Annotated in this window: 20 protein-coding genes; 6 read left to right on the top strand and 14 right to left on the bottom strand. The window is 70.7% G+C overall.

Features of this window, described 5'->3' with window-relative positions; all coding sequences use genetic code 11:
- Positions 1–303 precede the first annotated feature (303 nt).
- The 4 genes from QSK30_RS17240 to QSK30_RS17225 all read right to left on the bottom strand — a co-directional run bounded on the left by QSK30_RS17240 (position 304) and on the right by QSK30_RS17225 (position 4,926).
- On the bottom strand, positions 304–1,461 hold the full coding sequence (locus tag QSK30_RS17240) for a cystathionine gamma-synthase (RefSeq protein WP_285503963.1): 1,158 nt from the start codon (positions 1,459–1,461) through the stop codon (positions 304–306).
- A 105-nt stretch (positions 1,462–1,566) separates the two neighbouring features.
- Positions 1,567–2,118, bottom strand: a complete 552-nt coding sequence (locus tag QSK30_RS17235) for a hypothetical protein (protein ID WP_285503962.1) — start codon at positions 2,116–2,118, stop codon at positions 1,567–1,569.
- 90 nt (positions 2,119–2,208) lie between these two features.
- A complete protein-coding gene (locus QSK30_RS17230; protein WP_285503961.1) occupies positions 2,209–3,429 on the bottom strand; it encodes a hypothetical protein in 1,221 nt (406 codons plus the stop codon).
- Positions 3,430–3,546: 117 nt separating this feature from the next.
- The gene (locus tag QSK30_RS17225; protein ID WP_285503960.1) at positions 3,547–4,926 is read right to left on the bottom strand and encodes a cystathionine beta-synthase; all 1,380 of its coding nucleotides are present in this window, start codon (positions 4,924–4,926) and stop codon (positions 3,547–3,549) included.
- 136 nt (positions 4,927–5,062) lie between these two features.
- Between QSK30_RS17225 and QSK30_RS17220 the strand changes: the two genes are divergently transcribed.
- From QSK30_RS17220 to QSK30_RS17205, 4 genes are all read left to right on the top strand, one after another.
- Positions 5,063–5,878 (top strand): SGNH/GDSL hydrolase family protein, encoded by an 816-nt coding sequence (locus tag QSK30_RS17220; protein ID WP_285503959.1) that lies wholly within the window; start codon positions 5,063–5,065, stop codon positions 5,876–5,878.
- Between the two features lie 87 nt (positions 5,879–5,965).
- Positions 5,966–7,186, top strand: a complete 1,221-nt coding sequence (locus QSK30_RS17215) for an acetyl-CoA C-acetyltransferase (protein ID WP_285503958.1) — start codon at positions 5,966–5,968, stop codon at positions 7,184–7,186.
- 238 nt (positions 7,187–7,424) lie between these two features.
- On the top strand, positions 7,425–7,673 hold the full coding sequence (locus QSK30_RS17210) for a hypothetical protein (RefSeq protein WP_285503957.1): 249 nt from the start codon (positions 7,425–7,427) through the stop codon (positions 7,671–7,673).
- A complete protein-coding gene (locus QSK30_RS17205) occupies positions 7,670–8,731 on the top strand; it encodes a helix-turn-helix domain-containing protein (RefSeq protein WP_285503956.1) in 1,062 nt (353 codons plus the stop codon). Before QSK30_RS17210 ends, QSK30_RS17205 begins: the two co-directional genes overlap by 4 nt.
- A 539-nt stretch (positions 8,732–9,270) precedes the next feature.
- Here the strand turns inward: QSK30_RS17205 and QSK30_RS17200 are convergent.
- From QSK30_RS17200 to QSK30_RS17170, 7 genes are all read right to left on the bottom strand, one after another.
- A complete protein-coding gene (locus QSK30_RS17200) occupies positions 9,271–9,441 on the bottom strand; it encodes a hypothetical protein (RefSeq protein WP_285503954.1) in 171 nt (56 codons plus the stop codon).
- Between the two features lie 12 nt (positions 9,442–9,453).
- Positions 9,454–10,350 (bottom strand): coiled-coil domain-containing protein, encoded by an 897-nt coding sequence (locus QSK30_RS17195; RefSeq protein WP_285503952.1) that lies wholly within the window; start codon positions 10,348–10,350, stop codon positions 9,454–9,456.
- Positions 10,351–12,528: 2,178 nt separating this feature from the next.
- On the bottom strand, positions 12,529–14,523 hold the full coding sequence (locus QSK30_RS17190; protein ID WP_285503950.1) for an SDR family oxidoreductase: 1,995 nt from the start codon (positions 14,521–14,523) through the stop codon (positions 12,529–12,531).
- Between the two features lie 75 nt (positions 14,524–14,598).
- Positions 14,599–15,558, bottom strand: a complete 960-nt coding sequence (locus tag QSK30_RS17185) for an ATP-binding protein (RefSeq protein ID WP_285503949.1) — start codon at positions 15,556–15,558, stop codon at positions 14,599–14,601.
- A gap of 85 nt (positions 15,559–15,643) precedes the next feature.
- Complete coding sequence (locus tag QSK30_RS17180) at positions 15,644–16,783, bottom strand: polysaccharide deacetylase family protein (RefSeq protein ID WP_285503947.1); 1,140 nt, start codon at positions 16,781–16,783, stop codon at positions 15,644–15,646.
- Positions 16,784–16,919: 136 nt separating this feature from the next.
- A complete protein-coding gene (locus tag QSK30_RS17175; protein ID WP_285503945.1) occupies positions 16,920–17,684 on the bottom strand; it encodes a class F sortase in 765 nt (254 codons plus the stop codon).
- A 5-nt stretch (positions 17,685–17,689) separates the two neighbouring features.
- Positions 17,690–19,153, bottom strand: coding sequence for an MSCRAMM family protein (locus QSK30_RS17170; RefSeq protein WP_285503944.1), 1,464 nt, complete (start codon positions 19,151–19,153; stop codon positions 17,690–17,692).
- 427 nt (positions 19,154–19,580) lie between these two features.
- On the opposite strand from QSK30_RS17170, the gene QSK30_RS17165 reads away from it, so the two are divergent.
- Positions 19,581–20,390: a Bax inhibitor-1/YccA family protein gene (locus tag QSK30_RS17165; protein ID WP_285503942.1), complete on the top strand. Its 810-nt coding sequence runs from the start codon at positions 19,581–19,583 to the stop codon at positions 20,388–20,390.
- 117 nt (positions 20,391–20,507) lie between these two features.
- The gene (locus QSK30_RS17160) at positions 20,508–20,894 is read left to right on the top strand and encodes a hypothetical protein (RefSeq protein WP_285503940.1); all 387 of its coding nucleotides are present in this window, start codon (positions 20,508–20,510) and stop codon (positions 20,892–20,894) included.
- A gap of 491 nt (positions 20,895–21,385) precedes the next feature.
- Here QSK30_RS17160 and QSK30_RS17155 read toward each other — a convergent pair whose 3' ends face one another.
- The 3 genes from QSK30_RS17155 to QSK30_RS17145 all read right to left on the bottom strand — a co-directional run bounded on the left by QSK30_RS17155 (position 21,386) and on the right by QSK30_RS17145 (position 25,032).
- Positions 21,386–22,105 (bottom strand): PDR/VanB family oxidoreductase, encoded by a 720-nt coding sequence (locus QSK30_RS17155; RefSeq protein ID WP_352231583.1) that lies wholly within the window; start codon positions 22,103–22,105, stop codon positions 21,386–21,388.
- 311 nt (positions 22,106–22,416) lie between these two features.
- The gene (locus tag QSK30_RS17150; protein ID WP_285503937.1) at positions 22,417–23,259 is read right to left on the bottom strand and encodes a metal-dependent hydrolase; all 843 of its coding nucleotides are present in this window, start codon (positions 23,257–23,259) and stop codon (positions 22,417–22,419) included.
- Between the two features lie 3 nt (positions 23,260–23,262).
- The gene (locus QSK30_RS17145) at positions 23,263–25,032 is read right to left on the bottom strand and encodes an SDR family oxidoreductase (protein ID WP_285503936.1); all 1,770 of its coding nucleotides are present in this window, start codon (positions 25,030–25,032) and stop codon (positions 23,263–23,265) included.
- Positions 25,033–25,048 lie beyond the last annotated feature (16 nt).

Raw genomic sequence — 25,048 nt, 5'->3', positions numbered from 1 at the left:
TGGCGAAAAAAGGGCGGGTGAAGGGCATTCCCCACCACCGGCAAGTTTAGCGGTGCTCTCCCCCCACACGAAGCGAGTCCACTAGATCGAGCATCCGTAGCGGGGCCGGCGGTACCAGCGGGGTCGGCCTATCCGCTGCGGTTTGCTGGAGGGCGGAATTCTCTTGCGTTCCAACGGTGTCGGCATTTCCGCTGCGGTTGGGTCAAGGTCGTGGGCGGATCCGTGGAGTCTGCGCGTACGGATCTAAAAGAAGGCCCCCGAACCGGTGGCCGGGTCGGGGGCTTTCGTTTGGCTTTGCCGTAATCAGTTCAGTGCGTCCAGCAGGTCTCGGACGAGGTCCGTGCTGTCCTCGATGCCCACCGAGAGGCGCAGGATGTCGCCTGCCACCTGCAGTGGGGAGCCCGTGGTGCTGGCGTGGGTCATCTTGCCCGGGTGTTCGATCAGGGACTCGATGCCGCCGAGGGACTCGCCCAGGATGAACAGCCTGGTGCGGGCCGCGATGTCGAGGGCGGCTTGTTCGCCGCCGGTGACCGAGAAGGAGACCATGCCGCCGAAGCGGCGCATTTGCTTTGCGGCGATCTCGTGGCCGGCGTGGTCGGTGAGGCCGGGGTAGTAGACCTTGGTGACCTTCTGGTGGCTCTGCAGTGCCTCGACGACGCGCTCGGCGTTGTCGCTGTGTCGTTCCATGCGCAGGGCCAGGGTCTTGGCGCCGCGCAGGACGAGCCAGGAGTCGAAGGGGCTTGGGACGGCGCCTACGGCGTTGCGCAGGAAGGAGAACTTGTCCTGGAGTTCGTCATCCGAAGTGACCAGTGCGCCGCCGACGACGTCGGAGTGGCCGCCTAGGTACTTGGTGGTGGAGTGCAGCACCACGTCCGCGCCCAGGCCCAGTGGGGACTGCAGGTACGGGGTGGCGAAGGTGTTGTCGATGACCAGCTTCGCGCCCGCGTCGGCGGCGATGGTGGCCAGTGCGGCGATGTCGGCGATGCCGAGCAGCGGGTTGGTCGGCGTCTCCGACCAGATGACCTTGGTGTTCGGTCGGACCGCGGCCCGGGTGGCGGTGGTGTCGGCCAAGTCGACCGAGGTGTACTCGACGCCCCACAGGGACAGGACCTTGTCGAGCAGGCGGAATGTGCCGCCGTAGGCGTCGCTGCCCAGGATGACGTGGTCGCCCGGGCGGGCCATCGAGCGCAGCGCGATGTCGGCCGCGGCCATGCCGGAGGCGAACGCCAGGCCGTGCTTGCCGCCCTCCAGCGAGGCCAGCGCCTCTTCGAGGGCGGTGCGTGTCGGGTTCGCGGTGCGGGAGTACTCGTAGCCGCCGTCCCGCACGCCACCCACGCCGTCTTGGGCGAAGGTGGACGTGGCGTAGATCGGGACGATCACCGACCCGGTGCGCGGGTCGGGCGCTTGGCCAGCGTGGATGGCCCGGGTCTCGAAACCCCAGCGGGACGTGTCGTCAACCATGAGTCCCAGGTTACGGCTCAGGCCGGGCATGACCATCATGTGGGACTAATCCCACTATGAGGAATATTCGCCCATTAGAGGGTATGCACGGCGCGCCGGTCATGCTCAGTACTGAGGGAAGCTCACCTGACGGCCGCGGCACCACCGGAACGTGGACGGCAGTACCGCGAACAGGAACGCGAGCGGTGCCGCGATCACGCCGAGTGCCAACAGCGTGCCGTAAGTGGAGTCGAACGCGAACAGCCCCTCGAGGTACTGTCCGAAATCCACGCCCACCATGGCGAACAGCTCCGAGGTCATCGGCTCGACCACCACCGTGACCAGCCCGGCGATGGCGGCCAGGATCGTGAGCACCGCCCCGCCCGAGCGGCGCGCGAACAGCAGGATGGCGCCGAGCAGGGCGAACACCGCCACCGCCGCCCGGGCGACCAGGATCCCCAGCATCCCGCCCGGGATCTGGTCCAGGTTGTCGATCAGCTTGAACTCCACCAGCAGGTCGACCACCGCGCCGCCGAAGGTGGCCGCGAGGCCCAGGGCAAGGATGCCCGCGATGATCGCGGTGCCCGGGCTGCCCACCTGCGCGGGTTGCTGCTGGTAGCCGTAGTACTGCTGCTGCGGCTGGTAGGGCTGCTGGTACGGCTGCTGCTGGTAGCTCATGGTTCGCGCCCCTCGTCCGGTGTTTGCCCACTACAGACGCAGATGGGCCCCGACCGGTTGGTCGGGGCCCATCGAAAAGGTGTTACGCGCTCACCACTGCTGCGGCGGCTGCTGCTGCCCACCCTGCGGCGGCTGCTGGCCGTAACCGCCACCGGGCGGCGGGCCGTAGCCCTGCGGGGGCTGCTGGCCGTAGCCGGGCTGCTGCGGCGGCTGCTGCCCGTAGCCCTGCGGCGGCTGCTGGCCGAAACCACCCTGCTGCGGGGGCTGCTGCCCGAAGCCGCCGGGCTGCTGCTGGCCGAAGCCACCGGTGGGCGGGTTCGTCGGACCGCCACCGCCGCCGAGCGAGCCCAGCGGCGGGCTGGCGACCAGGTAGTCCTTGGTCTGCGGGAAGAACGCCAGCGCACCGGCACCGGCGATGATCAGGCCGAACACCAGCGAGGTGGTGACGCTGCCCGCGAAGCTGAAGGTGGCGCCGTTGAGGATCGCGAACAGCACGACCGCGCCACCGCCACCGGCGATGAGCAGGTGCCCGTAGTTGGTCTTCTTCAGCGCCAGCAGCACCGCGCCCGCGACCGCGGCCACCGCGCCGAGCACCTGCAGCCAGGAGAACAGCGTGTTGATGCCGGTCGGGCAGGCAACGCCCGCGAGGAAGCGGGAGTCGACGCCCGAGCAGTAGCCGCTCACGCTGGAGATGTCCGAGGCCAGCGAGAGGCCCATGATCGCGGTGATCACGCCGAGCAGCGCCACCGCGCCCAGCACGATCAGCGAGATCATGCCGGTGTTGGAGCCCTGGCCGCCGAACGCGGGCGGCTGACCGAGCCCACCCTGCTGGGCGAAGCCGCCCTGGGGCGGGTACCCGCCCGGCTGCGGCTGGCCGTAGCCCTGGCCGGGGAACCCACCGGGCTGCTGGCCGAAGCCACCCGGCTGCTGATGCCCGTAGGGCTGGTTGAAGCCCCCGGGCGGCGAGTCCGCCGCGCTGGGCGGCGGGGCGTAGGGCGGGGACTGCGGGACGGAGCCCGGGGGCACCATCTGGGTCGCGTCGCCCTGACCGGGGCGCACGGCCTGGGTGCGGTCCTGGCTGTCGTCCTCCTGCCCGAACGGCGGCTGCTGGCCCGGGCGGATCGCCTGCGTGCGCTCGACGCCGTCGGCACCGGTGTTGTCACCGGGCGGGGGCGCGTACTGCGGCTGCTGGGGCGGGTAGCCCTGCGGCGGTTGGCCGTACGGCGGCTGCCCTTGGTCCTGGCCTTGACCAGGCCACTGCTGGGGCTGTCCGCCCTGCCATGGCTGGTTCGGCGGCTGGGGAGCACTCATCGGGTTTCCCACCCCTTTGACCTGGTGTGTCAACTTGCAACGCGGATAACACTGCGGGTAACGCTATCGGATGGTGTGCCACGGTGCCGGTATCGGCTCGCGGCAGACCCTAGGGGGTCAGCGGCCCGCGAGGAACCCCAGGAGATCTTGCCTGGTCACCACACCCGCGGGCTTGCCGTCCACCAGGACCAGCGCACCGTCCGCGGCGGAGAGCGCCGACATGGCCGCGGACACCTGCTCACCTGCGCCGATGGTGGGCAGCGGGCCCGACATGTGCCGGTCGAGGCGGTCGGCCAGCGCGGCCTTGCCCGCGAACAGGGCGTCGAGAAGATCACGCTCGTTCACCGCGCCGACGACCTCGGCGGCCATCACCGGCGGCTCCGCGTTGACCACCGGCATCTGGCTGACCCCGAACTCGCGCAGGATGGCGACCGCGTCGGCCACCGTCTCGGCGGGGTGGGCGTGGATGAACTCCGGCAGCGTGGTGCCCGAGGCGCTCTTGCGCCGGAGCACGTCGCCGACGGTGGCGCCGGAGTGCTCGGGCGGCAGGAAGCCGTACTGGGCCATCCACGAGTCGTTGAAGACCTTGGACAGGTAGCCGCGGCCGCCGTCGGGCAGCAGCACGACCACGACGTCGTCGGGCCCGAGCCGCTCGGCCAGCCGCAGCGCCGCCGCGGCCGCCATCCCGCACGAGCCGCCGACCAGCAGGGCCTCCTCGCGGGCCAGCCTGCGGGTGACCTCGAAGGACTCCGCGTCGCTCACCGCGATGATCTCGTCGGCGATGTCGCGGTCGTAGGTGTCCGGCCAGAAGTCCTCGCCGACCCCCTCCACCAGGTAGGGCCTGCCGGTGCCGCCGGAGTAGACCGAGCCCTCCGGGTCGGCGCCGATGACCTTGACCCGGCCCCCGGAGGCCTCCTTGAGGAAGCGGCCGGTGCCGGAGATCGTGCCGCCGGTGCCCACGCCCGCGACGAAGTGCGTGATCCGCCCGTCGGTCTGCTTCCACAGCTCCGGGCCGGTGGAGTGGTAGTGGCTCTCCGGGTTCTGCGGGTTGGCGTACTGGTTCGGCTTCCAGGCGCCCTCGATCTCGCGGACCAGCCGGTCGGAGACGTTGTAGTAGGAGTCGGGGTGCTCCGGGGCGACCGCGGTCGGGCACACCACGACCTCGGCGCCGTAGGCCTTGAGCACGTTGCGCTTGTCCTCGCTGACCTTGTCCGGGCAGACGAAGACGCACTTGTAGCCCCTGCGCTGGGCGATCATCGCCAGGCCGACGCCGGTGTTGCCCGAGGTGGGCTCGACGATCGTGCCGCCCGGGCGCAGCTCGCCGGAGGCCTCGGCCGCCTCGACCATGCGCAGCGCGATCCGGTCCTTGACGCTGCCGCCGGGGTTGAGGTACTCGACCTTGGCCAGCACCGTCGGCGCCAGGCCCGCGGCCAGCGCGTTCAGCTTCACCAGGGGCGTGTCGCCGACGAGATCGCTGATGTGCTCGACGTACTCCACCGGGGCTCCTTCGTGAGGTCACTTGGCCTGCGCCGGAAGCCTAACCCGGGGGTCGTGGGACACCCGGGGTGACGCGGAACCAGGGGTGGGCGCGATACGTCTGGAGTAACCACGTTGACCGAACGGGGGTAGACAGGTGATCTGGGTTCGTGCTCTCCGGGTGGCCGCGCTGGCCGCCGGGTCGGTCGGCGGCCTCTCGGGAGCGGCGTACACGTTGTTCACGACGCAGGCCAAGCAGGCCAGGTCGGTGATCGGCAAGCCGCTTGAGCAGCCGTTCAACGCCGACGGCGGCTACCTGCCCGACGGCACGGGTCCGGTGTCGGTGGTCGGCGGACTGCGGTTCGGGATCTTCGGCGACTCGAGCGCGGCAGGCCTGGGGGCTGAGTCGCCGGAGGCTCTGCCTGGTGTGCGCTTGGCGCGGGGGCTCGCGGACGAGGCTTTACGACCGGTGAGACTCACCACGTACGCGGTTAGCGGCGCGCGGACGACAGACCTAACGGCGCAGGTAGACCGGGCTGTAGCGGACGCGCCGGACGTGGCTCTTGTCATGATCGGCGGCAACGACGTGACCGCGCGGCGCAGCATCGCGGAGTCCGCGGCACTGCTCGCCGCCGAGGTCGCGCGGCTGCACGCGGTCGGTACCGCCGTAGTCGTCGCCACCTGCCCGGACCTGGGCGCGATCCAGCCGATCCCCCAGCCGTTGCGCGAGCTCGCCCGACGGCGCAGCCGGGCCCTCGCCCGTGCGCAGGCCCGCGCGCTCGCGGCCACCCCCGCGCGGGTGGTGCCGTTGGCGGCCCTGCTGTCCAGGCACTTCGCGACCCGGTCCGGCGAGCTGTTCAGCGCCGACCGGTTCCACCCCAACGGCGCGGGCTACGGGCTGGCCGCCGAGGTGATCCTCGCCCCACTGTGCGCGGCGGTCGGGGTGTGCGACAGTGCGGTGACACCTGGCTGAGCAGCGCCGCTCCCCCGGGTCGGGCCCGGTTACCAGCGAGTAGCCTCGGCGGTGTCGTGCCCAACCGGCCACCGCGAAGGAGCCCCCATGCCCGAGGCAGTCATCGTCTCCGCCGTCCGCTCGCCCATCGGGCGCGCCGGGAAGGGGTCCCTGGTCGACATCCGGCCCGACGACCTCACCGCGCAGATGGTCCGCGCCGCCCTGGACAAGGTGCCCGCGCTGGACCCGGCCGAGATCGATGACCTGATGCTCGGCTGCGGCCTGCCCGGCGGCGAGCAGGGCAACAACATGGGCCGGATCGTCTCGGTGCTGCTCGGCTACGACTCCCTGCCCGGCTGCACGGTGACCCGGTACTGCGCGTCCTCGCTGCAGACCACCCGGATGGCGCTGCACGCGATCAAGGCGGGCGAGGGCGAGGTGTTCATCTCGGCCGGGGTGGAGACGGTGTCCCGCTTCGTCAAGGGCAGCTCCGACTCCTGGCCGGACACCCACAACCCGATCTTCGCCGACGCCGAGGCGCGCACCGCCTCGGTCGCCGCCGAGGGCGCGGGCGACTGGCACGACCCGCGCACCGACGGCCTGGTCCCCGACGCCTACATCGCGATGGGCCAGACCGCGGAGAACCTGGCGCTGGCCAAGGGCATCACCCGCGAGGAGATGGACCACTTCGGCGTCCGCTCGCAGAACCGCGCCGAACAGGCCATCAAGGACGGCTTCTGGGCCCGCGAGATCACCCCGGTCACCCTCCCCGACGGCCGCGTGGTGGACACCGACGACGGCCCGCGCGCGGGGATCACCTACGAGAAGACCGCGACGCTCAAGCCGGTCTTCCGCCCCGACGGCCGGGTGACCGCGGGCAACTGCTGCCCGCTCAACGACGGCGCCGCCGCACTGGTGATCATGTCCGACACCAAGGCCGCCGCCCTCGGCCTGACCCCGCTGGCGCGGATCGTGGCCACCGGGGTGTCCGGGCTCTCGCCGGAGATCATGGGCCTGGGCCCGGTCGAGGCGTCCCAGCGGGCACTGGCCCTGGCCGGGCTGACCATCGGCGACATCGACCTGGTGGAGATCAACGAGGCCTTCGCCGCCCAGGTCATCCCCTCGGCACGCGAGCTCGGCGTCCCCGAGGACCGCCTGAACGTCAACGGCGGCGCGATCGCGGTCGGCCACCCGTTCGGCATGACCGGCGCCCGGATCGCCACGACGCTGATCAACTCGCTGCAGTGGCACGACAAGCAGTTCGGCCTGGAGACCATGTGCGTGGGCGGCGGCCAGGGCATGGCGATGGTGTTGGAGCGCCTGAGCTGACCACCGGTGTCCGCGTCACCACAGCGGACAGCGCAACGACCACGTCGGACCGCCATCAGCGGATACCCGACCTGGGTCGGTCGGTGTTGCGCGGGCGTTGCGGCGTGTCCGGATGCCCCGTGCAACACCTGGTAGCGGACTGAGTGTCAACGGCGATGCCTTCACTGCCCCGTCAGGCGTGATCAGGATGGAACAGCGCGGCCGATCGGCCGCGCCACTTCCACCCGAGGGAGAAACCGTGAGCAAGTCCGTGGTGCGCAGGCGCGCTTCCGGCCTGTGCCAACCGGAGACAACCGCCACGTGGCGGGTCTTCCTGTTCGTGTTCGTCTTCGTCGCCGCCGGATCACTGGTTGCCGCGGGCCACTCGGTGTACGCCGCGGCGGCGGCCGTGATGCTGATCGGCGGCGTCGCGGTGACCCTGGCTGACCGGCTGCTGCCGACCAGCGGGCGAGCGCGGCACGTGCTGCGCGTCGAGGTCTCGCTGTGACCCAATCGACGGACGACCGCGGGGAGACCCTCCCCGCGGTCTCCGCGCTCGCCGCCGAACTCAAGCGGCTCCAGAAGAGCAGTGGCCACACATTGGGTGACCTCTCGGACAAGGTCAAGTACTCCCGGTCGGCACTCTCCAGGATGCTCAACGGCAGGTCAGCGGTGTCGGAAGCCACAGCCCTGGCGATAACCGAGGCACTGGGCGGGGACGCCGACCACATCCGGGAGCTGTGGCGCCGCGCCGAGGACGCCACCCGAACCGCTCCCGTCTCGGCAGGCGGCACCGACGTTCCCCTGCGCGCGGTGGCACGCGCGTTGGCCTCGGAACGTGCAGGGCGGGGGCTGAGCGTGCGCGAACTGAGCCGAGCCGCCGGCTGGGGGAAGACGGTGGTCGGCGACCTGTTCACCGGCAAGAAGCCCCCCAACCGGGTCGCGCTCGCTGCGGTCCTGCCCGCGATGGGCATGACGACGGAGGAGGTCGAACTGTGGACCACCCGGTTCGAAGAGGCAGCAGCGCAGGACAGCACTCCACCGCCTGCCACTGATAGCTCGCTACTGGAGGAGATCGCACTCCTGCGCAGGCGGAGCCGTCGCGCGGGCAAGGTCGCATGGACTGCGGCGGGGTTGGCGAGTGCGGCCCTCATCTTGGCGGCTTCGGCGTGGTGCGAGGCCACCACCGGACCCGTCGACTCCTACAGCGGCAACTACCCGACAACGACGACCACGAGCCCGTTACCCCCGGGAACGATCACCGCGACGGTGTACGCCACCAGCTCCTCCGGCTACGACAGCACATCGGTGGCTGTGTTCAAGACTCCCGACACGACCGCGGAGGTCACCACGGTGATCTCGTCCGGGCGGATGGTCGTAGTGCAGTGCCAGGTGACTACCGAGGTCCCGGTGACGGACCCGAAGGTCAACGACACCACGGCTGCCGAGGAACGGACTTGGGGGCGCGTCTCCCGCGATGGCGCGGAACTGGGGTACGTACCCAAGATCTACCTGCGACTCGACGACTCCAGGCGCCCTGTCCTGCAGCCACCCGCTTGCTCGTGAACCCGGGCGTCTCGGCCCTTTCTGACCCACGGCACGCCGTCCGCCTACCGACCGATGAGGCGCTGCCCGCGGATTCGGTCTGGACAAGGCTCCGCTAGCGGGCGGGAAATCGCACGGCTCGCGAGACAGTGCCACCCAACCGCTTGTACCTGCCCGGGGCGATCCTGGCAGGACCACACTCCGCTAGCGGCTGGGGCTCTCCGCGGCTCTGGACAGGCTGGGTCTGAGCGGCAGGGATTCACCAGCAGCGGGACTTGGGCAAGTTCGACTTCGATCGGCTGCAGCAGCTTCGCCGTTCGGTCGAGCGGGTCGGTGGTACCGCGCAAGCATCGGGCAAGCTGTCCGTGCGGACCTGTGTTCTCCAAGCAGGCCGGGACCTTTTACGCTTGCGGATCGGCTGGGCCTGGGCGGCGGGAGGCTCAGCGGACAACGGGAGCTGGTCGAGTTCGGCCTCGGCCTCGATCGGCTGGAGCAGCTTCACGCTCTGGACGAGCAGGTCCCAGGTGCCTCACAGGCGCTCGGCGAGCGGTCCCGCTCTGCTAGCGAGCTGGGGCCTTCTGCGGCTTGCGGACCGGCTGGGTCTGGGCAGCGGGAGCCTCAGCGGGCAGCGGGGGCTGGTTGAGTTCGGCCTCGGCCTCGATCGGCTGGAGCAGCTTCGCGCTCTGGTCGAGCAGCGGTACCACGCGAGCGTCGGCTAACTGTTCGCGCACGGCCGCATTCTGCTAGCGGGCCGGGGCCTTCTGCGGCTTGCGGACCGGCTGGGTCTGGGCAGCCGGAGGCTCAGCGGACAACGGGAGCTGGTCGAGTTCGGCCTCGGCCTCGATCGGCTGGAGCAGCTTCGCGCTCTGGTCGAGCAGGTCCGAGGTGCCCCGGAGGCGTCCGGCGAGCTGTTCGCGCAGGGCGGTGAGCTGTTCGACGTGGCTGGTGGCGGTGGCGATGCGCTTGTCGGCCTCGTCGGTGGCGGCGCGGAGGCGGCGGTCGGCCTCCTGCTCGGCGGCGCTGTGGGCGGCGGCGATCTCCTCGGCGAGGTGGTCGCGCTTGCTGGTGAGGTCCTGCTGGAACTGCTGCTCGAGGCGCTGGCGCTCGCGTTCGGCCCGCTCGTCGACCTCGCGCTGGCGCTGCTCGGCGACGGTGGTCATCTGATCCACCTTGGCCCGGGCCTCATCCATGATCGTCTTGTGGGCGGCGTGGATCTCGGTGTGCTGCTTGTCCAATTCGGCCAGCAGGCGGCGGTAGCGCTCGCGCAGGGCTGTCGAGGCCTCTTCAGCTGCCGACCACGCCGTGTCGGCGGCGGCTTGGGCTCGGCTGGTGATCTCGGCGGCCTGGGCCTTGGCGACCACGTCCGCCCGGGCCGAGCGCTCGGGCGCGTTCGGCGCCGACGACGCCGCGGCGGCGGTGCCGATCTTGTCGAGTCGGGCGTTGAGGGCATCGATCTCGCGGCGGGCCAGCTCCAGCTGCCCGGCCAGCTCCTCGGCCTTGGCCACCGCCTCGTCGCGCTGGGCGAGCGCGGTGGTGGCGGTGGTTTCGAGGTCCTGGATGTGCTGCTTCACCTGTGCGCGGTCGAACCCGTGCCGCACGACCGTGAAGCCGACGTGATCACGATCCTGTTGGGAAGCCATGAGATGACGGTACCTGCGACACCACGAACGGCAACATGGTGGGCACGCGATCAGGTGAATCTCACCCAACGGTGCGGGGTTGACCAACAGAATACCGCGCGGCTCGCACAACACCCACGATCACGCGCGGGCCGTCCGCGCCCACCGTTCCCGACGGGAAAAGCAAAGCGGCGCAAGAACAACAAGGGCCATCGCTTTCACCTTACGGTCGAGCCCTGACACATCAACCCCGGTCACCCGATCGTGGACGTGCTGGGAAGGGATTGGGAATACCCGACTCGCGGCCAGACGCGGGCCGAATCGATCGGCCGGAATCGAACAGCGGGCGCCGGACGAGGCGGGGTCGCGTGGTCCAGGCACGGCGCGATCGAATGCGACCAGGTTCGATCGCGGCCTGGTTCGGGCACGGCACGGGTTCAGGTGCGGGGGTGGTTCGGGCAGGACACGGTTCATTGCGAGACGGGTTCGGGCGCGGGGTGGCCAAGCACGAACCCGACGCGAGCGGGATCAAGAGCGGGGTGGTTCGAGCGCGGGGTAGGCCCGCACAGCACGATTCGGGTGGGGACCAGATTCGGGTGCGGGGTAGCCATGGCACGAAACGGGCAAGAGCGGGGTGGTTCGAGCGCGGAGTAGGTCCGCACAGCACGATTCGGGTGGGGACCAGATTCGGGTGCGGGGTAGCCATGGCACGAAACGGGCAAGAGCGGGGTGGTTCGAGCGCGGAGTAGGCCCACACGGCACGGTCCGGGTGCGGGACCAGGTCCGGGCGCGGGTTGGAGCGGCGCGGCACGGGTTCGGACGCGGCACGGCGCGTCCGAGTGCGGGACGAGGACGGGTTCGGGTGCGGGTGGATTCGGGCGCGGGATGGGCTAAGGCGCGAACCCGGCGCGGCAGGGATCAAGAGTGGAGTGGTTCGGGCGCGGGGTAGGCCCGCACAGCACGGTCCGGGCGCGGGACCAGGCTCGGGCGCGAGATGGCGCGGGGCGACACCGGGTTCGGGTGCGGGATGGACAGGGCACCGGGCACGACAGGGATCAAGAGCGGGGTAGGTCGAGCACGGGATCGGCACAGCACGGTTCGGGTGCGGCGCCAGGTCGAGCGCGGCAGGGCACGGTGCGGCACGGGTTCGGGCGCGGGGCGGCCGCCGGGCACGACACGATCAAGTGCGGCATGGGTTCGAGCACGAGGTAAGTCCGCACAACGCGGTTCGGGTGCGGCGCCGGGTTCGGGGCGGGGGCGGCCATGGCACCAACCGGGCACGGCACGGATCAAGGGCGGAGGTGGCTCAAGCGCGGGGTAGGTACGCACAGCACGGTTCGGCTGCGACACCAGGTTCCGGCGCGGGAAGGCGCGGTGCGGCACGGTTCGGGTACGCACGGGTTCAGGCCCGGTATGGCACGTTCCCGTGCGCCACAGGTTCGGGCGCGGGATGCCCAGGGCACCGACCGGGCGCGACAGGGGTCAAGTGCGGGATGGGGTTCGAGCGCCGGGTAGGTCCGCACAACATCGTTCAGGTGCGGCACCAGGTTCGAGCGGGATGGCACGGTGCGGCACAAGTTTCGGCGCGGGCGGCCAGAGCAGGAACTGGACGGGACACGATCAAGTGCTAGATGGGTTCCAGCGCGAGATGAGGCCGCACAACACCATTCAGGTGCGGCACCAGGTTCGAGCGCGAGATGGCACGCTGCGGCGGGGGTTCGGGCGCGGGCGGGGCGGCCATGGCACCAACTGGGCGCGGCAGGGATCAAGAGCGGATGGGTTCGAGTGCGGGATGGGGCTCGAGCGCGAGGCGAGTCCGAATAGCGCCGTTCGGGTGCGGTACAGGTTCGGGCGCGGATGGCGCGGTGCGGCACGGTTCGGGTGCGAGGTGGCCAGGGCGCGACCCGATCAAGTGCGGGATGGGTTCCTCGAGGTAAGGCCGCACAGCACGGTTCGGGTGCGGCACCAGGTTCCGGCGCGGCACGGTTCGGGTGCGGAGTGGTTCGAGCGCGGGGTAGGTCCGCACAGCATGGTTCGGGTGCCGCACCAAGTTCGGGGACGGCGCGGTGCGGCACGGTTCGGGTGCGGAGTGGATCTAGCGCGGGGTAGGTCCGCACAGCACGGTCCGGGCGCGGCACCAAGTTCGGGCGCAGGATGGTGCTGGTGTGGCACGTGTTCGGAAGTCCGGGGGTGGGTGGGTTACCAGTGGAAGCCTCGGGTCAGTTTGGCCAGGGCCCTGGCTGCGGCGGTGAGGTTGCGTTCGCCCTTGCCCAGGCGGAGGGGGGATTGCGGGGTCCCGGGGGCCGTGGAGTCGGGGAAGATCCGGTAGGCCTGGTAGGCGATGGCGTTCACCAGGGCGGGGGACACCGCGTAGGCGGCCTGGATGGCGTAGCCGGTGGGGGTGCCGATGTGGGCGGGGCGCTCTACGAGTGCCTTGAGCACCATGTCGGCGGCTTGTTCCGGGGACTTGGCCGGGAAGGCGTCGTAGATCTTGGTTGGGGTGATCATCGGGGTGCGGACCAGCGGCATGTGCACGGTGGTGAACGTGATTCCGGCGCCGTGGGTTTCGGTGGCGACGATCTTGCTGAAGTAGTCGAGGGCGGCCTTTGAGGCGACGTAGGCGGAGAAGCGGGGGGCGATGCCCTGGACGCCGATCGAGGAGACGTTGACGATGTGGCCGAAGTGGCGTTCGGTCAGGTGGGGCAGCAGGGCCAGGATCAGCCGGACGGCGCCGAAGTAGTTGATGGCCATGGCGCGCTCGTAGTCGTGCATGCGGTCGTAGGACAGGCGGGCGGCGCGGCGGATGGAGCGGCCGGCGTTGTTGACCAGCATGTCCACCGCGGGCTGGTCGGCGAGCATCGCGGAGACCGTCTTGGCCACCGACTCGTCGTCGGTGAGGTCGCAGGGGTAGGCGTACGCCTCGCCGCCCGCGGCGACGATCTCGGCGCGGACCTCCTCCAGCTCGGACTCGCGGCGGGCCAGCAGCAGCGGCACGCCACCGGCGGCGGCGACCTTGAGGGCGGTGGCGCGGCCGATGCCGGAGGACGCGCCGGTGATCACGACGCGGCGGCCGTCGAGGGTGCCGCGGTGGCCGTGCCTGCGGGCGCGCAGCGGGTCCAGGTGCTCGCGCCAGTAGCGCCACAGGACGCCCGCGTAGTCGTCGAGGTCCGGGACCTCGATGCCGCTGCCCGCGAGCGCCCGCTGGGTGCCCGCGGAGTCGAAGGTGGGTTTGAAGGTCAGCGTGGTGAGCAGGACCGGGGGGATACCGAGGCGGTCGAGGGCGGCGTCGACGGCGAGGGACACGCCGGGGACGTTCTCGGCGAAGCGGAGCAGGCCCAGCAGCGGCGCGGAGATCCGGCGGTCCAGTTCGGCGGCGGCCGGCGGGGCGCCCGCGGCGCGGGCGAAGGCGTTGTAGACCTGCTTGGCCGACTGCGGCTCCGGCGACACCAGGTGGAACGTCCGGCCGTCCAGCCCGGGCTGGTGCACCAGGTGAGCCATCGCCCTGGCCACGTAGTCGACCGGGACGATGTTGGTGTCGCCGATGTCCGGGAACAGCAGCGGCAGGCCGGGCACCGACTCCAGCCGGGACAGCGCGGAGAAGAAGTAGTACGGGCCGTCGACCTTGTCCATCTCGCCGGTGACCGAGTCGCCCACCACGACCGCGGGCCGGTAGACCCGCCACGGCACCGCGGACTGGCCGCGCACCAACCGCTCCGACTCGAACTTGGTGCGGTGGTAGGCCGTCGCCAGGCGCTGGCCCGCGTCGAACATCTCCTCGGTGAAGCGGCCGCGGTAGTCGCCCGCGACCGCCACCGAGGAGACGTGGTGCAGGCACCCGGCGCCCAGCTCGGCGGCGAGCTCGAGGACGTGCCGGGTGCCGTCCACGTTCGCCGCGACGCTGGCCTCGTCGCCCGCGGTCACGTCGTAGAGCGCGGCCAGGTGGATCACGTGGTCGACGCCTGCGAGCTCGGGCAACTGGTCGGCGGCGATCCCCAGGCCGGGCGCGGAGACGTCACCGACGACCGGGCGCACCCGCTCGGCGCCGGGCAGGGCGCTGGTCGCGCGGGTCAACCGCTCCCGGGACTGGGCGCGCACCAGCAGCCACACCCGCTCGGCGTCGGCGCGCGCCAGCAGTTCGCGCACCAACCGCCCGCCGATGAGCCCCGTCGCGCCCGTGACCAGGTAGGTCGCCATGTTCTCCGCCCTCTCCTCGCTGGTGGACCGAGCATGGCAGCTCGGGCGGAACCGGGCGACGAGTTGTGCACAGGGTCAGGAGGCGAGCGGGACCGGGCCGAGCACGAAGTCGGGGTCGACCTGGTCGGCCAGGTCGCGGCCCGCGCGGTCGCTGCCCCAGGCCGCGGCGTTGCGCAGGTGGAACTCGACGGTCTGGCGGTGGAAGCGGGTCCAGTCCTGCTCGACGCCGTCCACGAGCTCGCGCATGGTCCGCAGCGCCACCCGGTTCTCGGTCTCCAGGGCCTCGATCGGGCGAACCTCGCCGCGCTCGGCGGCGCGGACGTGGTCGGAGCGGCCGACCCAGGCGAGCAGGTCGCGGCCGACGTGCTCGCGCAGGAAGCCCAGGTCGTCGGCGTCGATGATCTTGTTGCCGATGACCGCGACGCGCACGTCGAAGTCGCGCGCGTACTCGAGGTACTGCCGGTAGACCCCGACGCTGCGCACGGTCGGCTCGCAGACCAGGAAGGTGACGTCGAAGCGGGTGAACAGGCCGGAGGCGAACGAGTCGGCGCCCGCGGTCATGTCGACCACGACGTACTCGCGCGGCCCGTCGACCATGTGGTTGAGCAGCAGCTCGACCGCGCCGATCTTGGAGTGGTAGCAGGACACGCCGAGGTCGGACTCGGCGAACGGGCCGGTGACGGCGAGCCGGACGCCCTCGACCTCGTGGACGAGGTCGCGGTAGAGCGGGTTGTCGTCGTCGACGCCGATCAGCCGCGAGCCCGCGCCGGGCGGGGTGGTCTTGATCATGTCGTCGGTGGACGGCACCCGCGGGTTGTCACCGCGCAGGTAGTCCTTGATGCGCGGCAGGTTGGTGCCCAGGGTCGGCATCGAGTGCGACTCCGGGGCGCCGAGCGCGGCGGCCAGGTGCTGGTTGATGTCCGCGTCGAGGGCCAGCACGGGTGGTGCGGGCCGCTCGGCGGCGAGGTGGCGCAGGAACAGCGACGCGAGGGTTGTCTTGCCGCTGCCCCCTTTGCCGACGAAGGCGATCTTCACGGGAGGTCTCCACGGAGGGGGAAATGGGACCTCATAGTGGTATCGGTTGTCATTTCCCAACGCAACTTCCACCACTCGAATGTGATCAGTTCGGCGCGATCACCTGGGCGTGCGGCTGCATACGGTAACTGTCAAGTACTTTCGGGTCTTGCAACTTCATCCATTCGATGACTTCGCTGTAGGTGGCGCACACGGTGTCCGGCTTTCCGCAGACCTCACCCATGAACTTCTCGGTGGCCGTGATGAACGCGCCGCCGGACCACTGGTTGAAATGGTTCCCGACGACCATCGGGGCCCGGTTGCCCGCGTAGGCGGATTGGTACACGTGCTCGTAGGTGTCCAGCACGATCTTGGTGAACTCCGGCGCCCGGGCGGGCTCGTCCTTGGCGCGGTTGAGCGAGAACCAGAAGTTGTAGTCCATCATGATCGTCTTCTTGTACCCCAGACCGGGCACCCGGACGGTGGGCATGGCGAACTCCCAGACGCCGGACTGCAGCGCGGGCCAGGCCAGGCCGTCGGAGACCTGGCTGGAGTCGTAGTCCATGCCGCGGGCCGCCAGCGCCGGGAAGAGCTGGTCGAAGCGGCCCTCCAGGCACGGCGTGCGACCGCCGCGGATCGCCTTGGGGTCGATCTTGAGGCCGAGCGGACCGGCCCGGTCGACGTAGCCGAAGAACTGGTCGAGCTCGTTGTTCCACTGCGCGGTGCTCCACCGGCCGACGCTGGGCTCGGCACCCTGGCAGAAGTGGCCGTTGTAGTGCGTGCCGATCTCGTGGCCCTGCGCCGCGGCGGTGTTCAGGTCGCCGATCAGCGCGCGCACGTCATCAGGGGAACCGCCGAAACCGATCGACGCCTTGCCGGGTTTGTGCCCCGGACCGGTGTAATCGGCCTTCTGCGAGTCGTCGAGCAGGTAGATGCCGGAAAGGAAGCCGGAGAAATGCGCGTTCACACTGCGCGCGAGCGGCAAGAACCGCTGCCAGTGCTCGTGCGAACCCGCGCCGTCGAAGGAGAACAACACGAATTGGGGAGGCTTTTCTCCCGGATTGAGCTTGCGCATCCACGCGGGCGGCCCTTGTGGACCGGGTGCGGCCTGCGGGCTCGGGGCGCCGACGGGCACCGGCTTGCCCGGTTCGTCCGGCCGGACGGTGCCCAGGACCAGCAAGACGACGAAGGTCAGCACCAGACCAGCGCCGATCCCGACGGTCTCCCAACGCCTGCGGATCCCCATGTGTCCTCCCCGATGGACTGCGGTGTGTTCCTCCCGAACGGATAGACGCGTACGCCGTGGGCTCGTTGCCCACGGTAGTTACACCACGGTCGACAGTGGCCCAACGACACGATGTGGTGCCACCAGGTCGTGTGGATCACTCCGGAAGAGCGATCACCACGCGGTTGGACTCATAGCCGTCCTGCCCACCGACCCACTGGCCCCCGCAGGTCACCAGCACCAGCCGGTGCGCGCCCGCCTGGCCGAAGAACTCCTCGGCACGGTCCGGGAGGTGGCGTTTGTCGACTGTCTCCACCCGCGCGACACGATAGCGCCACTGCCGCCCCGCTGCGTCCACAACGGACACCGCGTCACCGGTCCGGGCGTCCCAGAGCTCGGCGAACGGGCCGGTCTGGCCCTTCCAGTTCACGTGCCCGGCGAAGACGGTGGCGCCCTGGGCCGCGTCCAGCCCGGCGCCCCACCAGGTGGCCTCGCGGACACCGCTGGGCACCGGCAGCGTGGCGTCGGCGCTGAGCTCCTTGCGGACCAGAGTGGCCGTCCCGCCCTTGGCCAGCCGCAGCGTGCCCGGCTTCTGCCCGGCGGGCTGGGCCGCGGGCTTGGGCGCGGGCGGGGCGGGTTGGTTGGCGGGCTGGTCAGGCGGTGCGGCTGGGGCTTGCGCGGGGGGCACCGCGGAGGGCGCCGCGGTGGGCGCGGGCTTTACCTGCAACTGCATCTCGGCGAGCACGGACTTGCTGTCCGCCGCCGCCTTGCGGACATCGGCCGCGGACATCCCCGCCTGACCGGGCAGCGGTAGACCTACCACCCGGTCGGGGGAGATGTTCAACGCGCAGATCAACACGACAAGAGCGCCCGCCCCACCCGCCGTGGCGAGTGGGGCGAGCTTGGAGCCTCGGCGAGCCATGCCCGTCAGTGCCCCCAGTCCTTGCGCATCTTGCGGCCGACGACCTGCGGTCCACGGGCCCGGCGGACCAGCGTGGCGCCCGCACCGGCGGCCAAGAGCAGCAGAGCACCCAACGAGACCAAGAGGCCGGTGGAAGGACCGCTCTCGTCCACCAGCGCGGCAGCCGCTACGGCGGGGTTCTCGCCCGCGGGGATCGTCTTGGGCACCGTGGGGACGTTGGGCTTGTTGGCCACCTTGAGCTCGAGGGTGCCGCCCGGGTCGACCTTGCCGCACGCCGACGGCGGCGCGTTCGGGTCGAACGACTGCTCGTAGCCCGCGGGCGCGGCCACCTCGACCACGCAGATCTCCTGCGGGGTGCGCAGGTTCGGCACGACCGCCTTGCCGTCGTCACCGGTCACCACGACCAGCGCCTTGCCGTCGGCACCGAGCAGCGGCTTGCCGTCCTGGCCGACCGCGGGGGCGGTCTTGTCGGCGGCGGTGACGCGCAGGGACACCTTGGCGATGCCCTTGCCGGTCTTCTCGTCGACCTTGGTCACCGCGGCGTTGCCCGGGGCGGTGGTGGCCGTGGTGTCCTCGCGCGCGGTGAGCTCCTTCTCACCACCGGTGCTGACCACCCGCTGGGTGTTCTCGTCGGCGGCGGGCCGCACGACCGGGCGGTCGGCCGGGCTGAGCAGCGAGATCGCCACCGCGGGCTTGGGCCCGGTCGGGGTGACCTGCAGCGCGATGCCGCTGCCGTCGTCCTTGGTGTTGAGGGTGGCGGTGGTCTTGCCGTCCACGGTCGCGTCGGTCAGCGTGATCTTGACCGGGACCTTGCCCACCCCGGTCTTGGCGTTGCGGACCTCGACGGTCCAGGTGTCGGCGGTGCCGATGACCTGCGGCTTCGTCGGCTTGGTCAGCGCCGCGGTCCACGGGCCGTGGTTGGCCGTGGCGTCCGCCTTGAGCCGGTCGACCGCGGCCACCGCGCCCGCGCTCTTCTGGGCCAGGGCGTTCTGGTGGAACGGCACGTCGTAGGCGACGTGCCGGAAGTCGTTGGTCGGCAGGAGCTGGTCGGGTGTCTGCGGGGCCGCGGTCCACGAGTGCAGCAGGTGGGCCAGCGCGGCGGCCTCGTCGACGCTCTTGGTGTCGGAGTAGCGCAAGAGCAGGTACGAGATGTCCGCGGCGACCGTGCCGTCCAGCTCGGTGCCCCACTTGGTCTTGAGCGGCTCACCGCCGCGGTAGGGCTCGTCGGAGTCGGGGGCGAGGTAGGCGTACTGGACGCACCAGACCTGTTTGCCGTCGACGGTGTAGGACCCCAGCCAGTCGGTCGGCTCCGGGTTGTTCTTGTACGGCTGGGCGGGTGTCGCGATGCCCAGCCCCGGCTGGACGGTGGCGACGGCGGTAGGCGCGGCGGCGGTGGTGAAGGCGGCGGACAGCACTGCCGCGCCCGCCACCCCCGCGACCAGCCGGGCACCCAGTGTGGTTCGCCCCATTGTGCAGTCGGCTCCTTGCCGCGCCGCGGCAGCGCACGCCGTCGGCGCTTGAAGTGCGTGGATCTCCTGGCGGTGTGGGCCGCGTACCGGGGAACGCCGGGCCACCGCTAGTGACCGGACGGGCACAGGGCGCGCACTGCTGCGAGCCTGCTGCGTTCGAGCGGATGAGGCAATCCGCCAGAAGGAGCGCGAATCGAGATCACACCCCGGCATCGGCCCAGGTCGACTTCGACCCGACCCGGGCGTTACCGCACGAACGGCGTAACTTCCAGCCAGCATGATCACGCTACGCGCCGGTCCGGGAATCGCCTGTCGCGCCCCGGCGTTGAGCCGAGTGTGGGTAAAGTAGGTTTTACCCACCGGGAACCGGTTGGCAGGCTCGATCGTTGACCGTGGTGCAGGCGCCATTCAGGCCCAGGAGGATCAGGTGCGTTCTACCAGCAACCCCGCGTTCCGCAAGCTGCCCAGCGGCGGATACGCGGGCTTCCAGCCCCAGGCCCAGGGCTACCAGCAGCCGGGCCCGCCCGGGTACGGCGGCTACCCCGCGCCGCCTGCGGCGAGCAACGACCGACCGATGACCGTCGACGACGTGGTCACCAAGACCGCGACGACCCTCGGGGTGGCGCTGGTCATCGGCGTCATCACCGCCATCGCGGTCCTGAGCCGCAGCGTGCCCCCCTACCCGCTGGTCATCGGCGGCGCCATCGTCGGCTTGGTGCTCTCCCTCGTGGTGATCTTCAAGCAGAGCACCAGCCCGGCCCTGATCCTGGCGTACTCCGCCGCCGAGGGCGTGTTCCTCGGGGCGATCACCGGGGTGTTCGAAGCCTTCGTGCCGGGCATCGCCTTCCAGGCGATCCTGGGTACCGCCCTGGTGTTCGTGACCATGCTGGTCGTCTACAAGACCGGCGCGGTCAAGGTCACCCCCAAGCTGACCAAGTGGATCATCGGCGCCACCGTCGCGGCGGCGGGCCTCATGCTGGTCAACCTGGTGCTCTCGCTCTTCGGCGTCAACACCGGCCTGCGCGAGGCGGGCCCGCTCGGCATCGGCATCAGCCTGCTGTTCATCGGCATCGCCGCGTTCAACTTCCTGCTCGACTTCGACATGGCCGACCAGGCCATCCGCAGCGGCACCCCGGCCAAGTTCGCCTGGTACGTCGCCTTCGGCCTGATGACCACCCTGGTCTGGCTGTACCTGGAGATCCTGCGCCTGCTGTACATGCTGCAGAGCAGCGAGTGACGCTAGCGAAGTAGGGAACAGGGCGTCCGGCACCAGCCGGGCGCCCTGTTCCCTTTCGCGCTCCTGGGGTCATCGCCGCGGTTCCCGTCGTGCCACCAGAGCCCTAGAGTCGACGACGTGCGCGCACTGATCTCAGTAGCCCTCAGCCTGGTCGGCGTCGGGTTCGTCGGCTACGGGACCTTCCGGTCGTGGTACGAGGACCGACCGGGCAACACACTGCCGCTGAGCGACCTGTTCGTGGGCGTCCAACGGGAGACGGCCACGGCCCTGACCTCGATCCTGCTGCCACTGGCCCTGGGCGCCCTGTTCGCCGTGGTGGGAGTGGTCCGCTCCAAGGGAATCCTCCAACTAGGCGGCGTACTCCTGGTCCTGACCTGCGGTGTCTGGGTGTGGCAGGCCCGGGAGGTCGTGGACATCGGCGACCTGCAGGTGGGGGTGTGGAACGCGACGTTCGGGAGCATGTTGGTCCTGGCAGCCGGAATCATGCGCCCAGGCCGCATGTGACCCAAAGCGCGGAGGAAAGGAAGAGGGGGAAGGGAAGGGAAGGGAAGGGAAGGGAAGGGAAGGGAAGGGAGAGGAGCTCCAAGAAAGAGGACCAGCAACAGCCCCACCCACCACCCAGCACCCACCGCAGCCAGGCTCGCTGATGCCAGCAACCATGGACACCAGACCCCCACCAAACCGCAGCGGAGAGGCCGACCCCGCTGGAACGCAAGGCCCGCTACGGATGCTCGATCTAGTGGACTCGCTTCGTGTGGGGGGAGAGCACCGCTAAACTTGACCGGTGGTGGGGAATGCCCTTCACCCGCCCTTTTTTCACCACCGCGGTGCTCTAGGGGCCCCACACGAAGCGAGTTCACTAGATCGAGCCCCCGCACTTACCCGGGCAACGCAGGGCAGCAAAACCCCACCAGACCAAGCCCCGGGCAACGAAGACGGCGACCCGAAGGCAACACCCAGGCAGCAGGCGCGCTAGATGGGCACGGCGCCCTCTTTCACATGTCCAGCACGACGCGGGCACCCGCCGCCCGCGCGACGCAGATGAGCATCCCGTCCTCAGTGGAGGGTAGGTAGCCTCGGTGATCAACTGCTCCGGGCACCACGCGGACCTCGCACGTACCGCAGAACCCTTGCCTGCACGAATAAGCAACATCCGGGTTGACCCGTCGCAGCGCGGTCAGCGCGGACTCGTTGGCGGCGACTGGGACCACCGGACCGCCACGACCCAGTCGCAGCTCGAACGGGTCGCCGTCCTGGATCGGTGGCGGTGCGAACCGTTCAAAGTGCACCGGCCCGGACCACGCGTGGCGGAGTGCTTCGAGCAGTGGGGTCGGGCCGCAAACATACAGCGAAGCGCCTTCGGGCGCGTCGGCGAGCAGCTCGTGCGAGGTCGGTAGACCTGCCTCGTCCGTTCGGACACGGACGCGCGCCGAGATCGGCAGCTCGTCCAGGAAGGGCATGGCCGCGCGCGAGCGTCCTGTGTAGACCAGTCGGTAGTCGTGGCCGTGGACAGCCGACCAGTGCACCATCGGGAGGATGGGGGTGATGCCGATGCCGCCCGCCACGAACAGCAGCGGGCCCTTGGGAACAAACGGAAACGCCTGCCGTGGGCCGCTGACGAGCACGACCGCGCCAACCGCGAGCGCGTGTGCCTCGGCCGAGCCAGTGCCGCCGGGCACCAAGCGAACCGCGATCCGATAAGTCAACCGGTCCATCGGGTCACCGCACAGCGAGTACTGACGCCGCGCACCAGAGGGCAGCGTGACATCTAGGTGACAACCGGGTCGCCAGCGCGGCAGCACTCCCCCGGAAGGATCCGCTAACCGCAGTGCGACAACGTCTTCCGCCTCAACGGTCACCGCTTGCACTACCAGCGCAAGGTCACGTTCGACCGCCCGCACAGGCGGTTGTCGCCGCGCGCCGCGCGCGCTCAACCACTGGAATGCCGACACCACAGGGACAAGCGAGCGAAACGCCCTATCCGGTCTTGCGCGCCCATAGAGGTCTGGCGGCGGTAAGAGGCCGTTCATCCGGCCGCCCGGGCCGCAGGGGACTTGGCCAGGTACGCCACGGCTAGTTCGGTCGATCCCTCCCGGCTCGGGTGGTACGACCGCGGCAGGTAGCGCCAAGTGGCAGGTAGCAGCTCACCAAGCGCGGGAAGCAGTCCACGGCGGGAGACCCGCAGGTAGTCGCGCCACCGAGCGCGGCCGGGACGCAGCGGGTCGTGTGCCATCAACCAGCGAGTCGAGCGCGCGAACAGCCAGAACAGCACTGGCCCGGCGACGAGCATCGCGCGGAGCCTGCGCAGGTAACGCCCGTCGAGGTGCATGTACAGGTCGTAGGCGGCCGCCCGGTGCTCCACCTCTTCGGCGCCGTGCCAACGGAGCAGGTCCAGCATGGTCGGGTCCGCGGACTCCAGTGGCGCGGTGAGCACCCAGTGGCCGAGCACCGCGGTGAAGTGCTCGATGGCCGCGATGACCGACAGCCGCTCCAGCAACCACTGGTGTCGCGCGACACCAGTCAGGTCCCGATCACCTAAGAGGCCGCGGAACAGCCATTCGATCTGCGCGACGAACGGTGCCGGGTCAAGTCCTTGCGCGGCAAGGTGATCGGCAGCGCCTTGGTGCGCCTCTGCGTGCATGGCCTCTTGGCCGATGAAGCCGAGCACGTCCTCGCGCAGCGCCTCGTCACGGATGAGCGGTAGCGCCTGCTTGAACACCCGCACGAACCAGCGCTCGCCCTCGGGGAGGACTAAGTGCAAGGTGTTCATCGCGTGCGTGGCGAGGGGTTCGCCGGGCACCCAGTGCAGCGGCACCGCCGACCAGTCGAACCGGACGTCGCGGGCGTGCAGGACCAGGTTCTCGTCCACGGTTCAGCCGATCACGTTGAAACGGGCCGCGCGGCGCATCAGCGCGGGGGCGAACCGCGCGCCGAGCCGGGCGATCTTGGCCTCGGGGGTCACCGGCACGACCGGTGTTCCGCGCTCGACCGCGCGGACGATCGCGGCGGCCACCAGCTCGGGTCCGAAGCCGCGGCGGGCGTAGGCCTTGGTCGCCTTCTGCCGCAGGCGCTGCTGCTCGACGTCGTCGGTGCCGGTGAACCGGGTCGTGTTGGTGATGTCGGTGGCCACGATGCCCGGACACACCGCGCTGACGCCGATGCCGTGGTCGGCCAGCTCGGCGCGCAGGCAGTCGGACAGCATCAGCACGGCGGCCTTGCTCGCGGCGTAGGCCGACATGGCCCGGCTGGGCGTGTAGGCCGCGGCCGAGGACAGGTTGACGATGTGCCCGCCCTCCCCCGCCTCGGCCATCAGCGCGCCGAAGACCCGGCAGCCGTTCGCCACGCCGAGCAGGTTGACGTCCACGACGCGCCGCCAGTCCGCCGCGGTGGTGTCCAGGAACGGCCCGGCCATGCCGATGCCCGCGTTGTTGACCACCACGTCCGGCACGCCGTGCTCGTCGACGACGTCCTCGGCGAAGCGCCGCACGGCCTCCTCGTCGGCGACGTCCACCCGGTACGGGTACGCGGCGGGCCCGATGTCGGCGGCGGTGCGCCGGGCGGCGTCGAGGTCCACGTCCGCCACCACCACCTCGGCGCCGCGCTCGGCGAAGGCCAGCGCGGTGGCCCGGCCGATCCCCCGGCCGGCACCGGTGATCACCACGAGACGGTTGGTGAAGCCCTCGTCCGGCTCGCCGACCTTGGCCCGTTGCAGGCTCCGGGTCGACGGCGCGCCGCCGACGTGGTCGACGAACTCCTCGACCATCCGGGTCAGCGCCTCCGGGTGCGAGAGCGGCACCCAGTGCCCGGCCACGACCTCGCGCCGCCACAGCCGTCCGATCCAGCGATCCAGGTCCTCCGCGAGCCGCGCGGTGACGAACCGGTCGCGGGTCGGGATGACGACCTGCACCGGCACCTCGGCCGGACGCGGGCGCGGCCGGGAGATCCGGTTGAACATGTTCGCCCGGTAGAGCTGCACCCCGCGCGCGGCGTCGGCGCCGATGGTGGGCGCGGGCACGTGACCGGTCACGCCCTCGACGCGGCGCAGGATCTCGCCCCAGCGCGGGCCGATCACCGTGCGCCAGGCGAGGCCGGGCAGCACCGGGATGTGGAACAGGTAGATGTACCAGGAGTGCACGAGCTGGTTGACGACCTTGGCGACGTTGGCCGGGGTCGGGCGGGACAGCCTGCGGCGGACCCAGTGGCCGACGTGGTCGAGGCTGGGGCCCGAGACCGAGGTGAAGGACGCGATCCGGGTCTTGGCGCGCGAGTCGGTGACCGCCTCCCAGGACTGGATCGAGCCCCAGTCGTGCGCGACGAGGTGCACGGGCAGGCGCGGGCTGACGGCGTCGGCCACGGCGAAGAGGTCCTCGGCGAGCAGCTGCGTGCGGTACGCGGAGCGCTTGCGCGGCGCCGTCGACTCGCCCGCGCCGCGGGTGTCGTAGCGGACGACGTGGTAGTTCTCGGCGAGCCGCTCGGCCATCCCGTCCCACAGCGCGTGCGTGTCGGGGAAGCCGTGGACCAACAGGATCGTGGGCGAGCCGGGGTCGCCCTGGGTGAACACGGCCAGTTCGGCCTCACCCGAGCGCACGGTGCGGCGGCGCACGGTCATCGCCGACTCGGGGAATCGGAGTTCGCTGGCCATGGCGGCTCCCGGGCGT

Origin of the sequence: Actinokineospora sp. NBRC 105648, from assembly GCF_030269645.1 — a bacterium.
Lineage (GTDB): Bacteria > Actinomycetota > Actinomycetes > Mycobacteriales > Pseudonocardiaceae > Actinokineospora.
The sequence above is the reverse complement of the archived record's forward strand: the minus strand, read 5'-3'. Positions and strand labels throughout refer to the sequence as shown.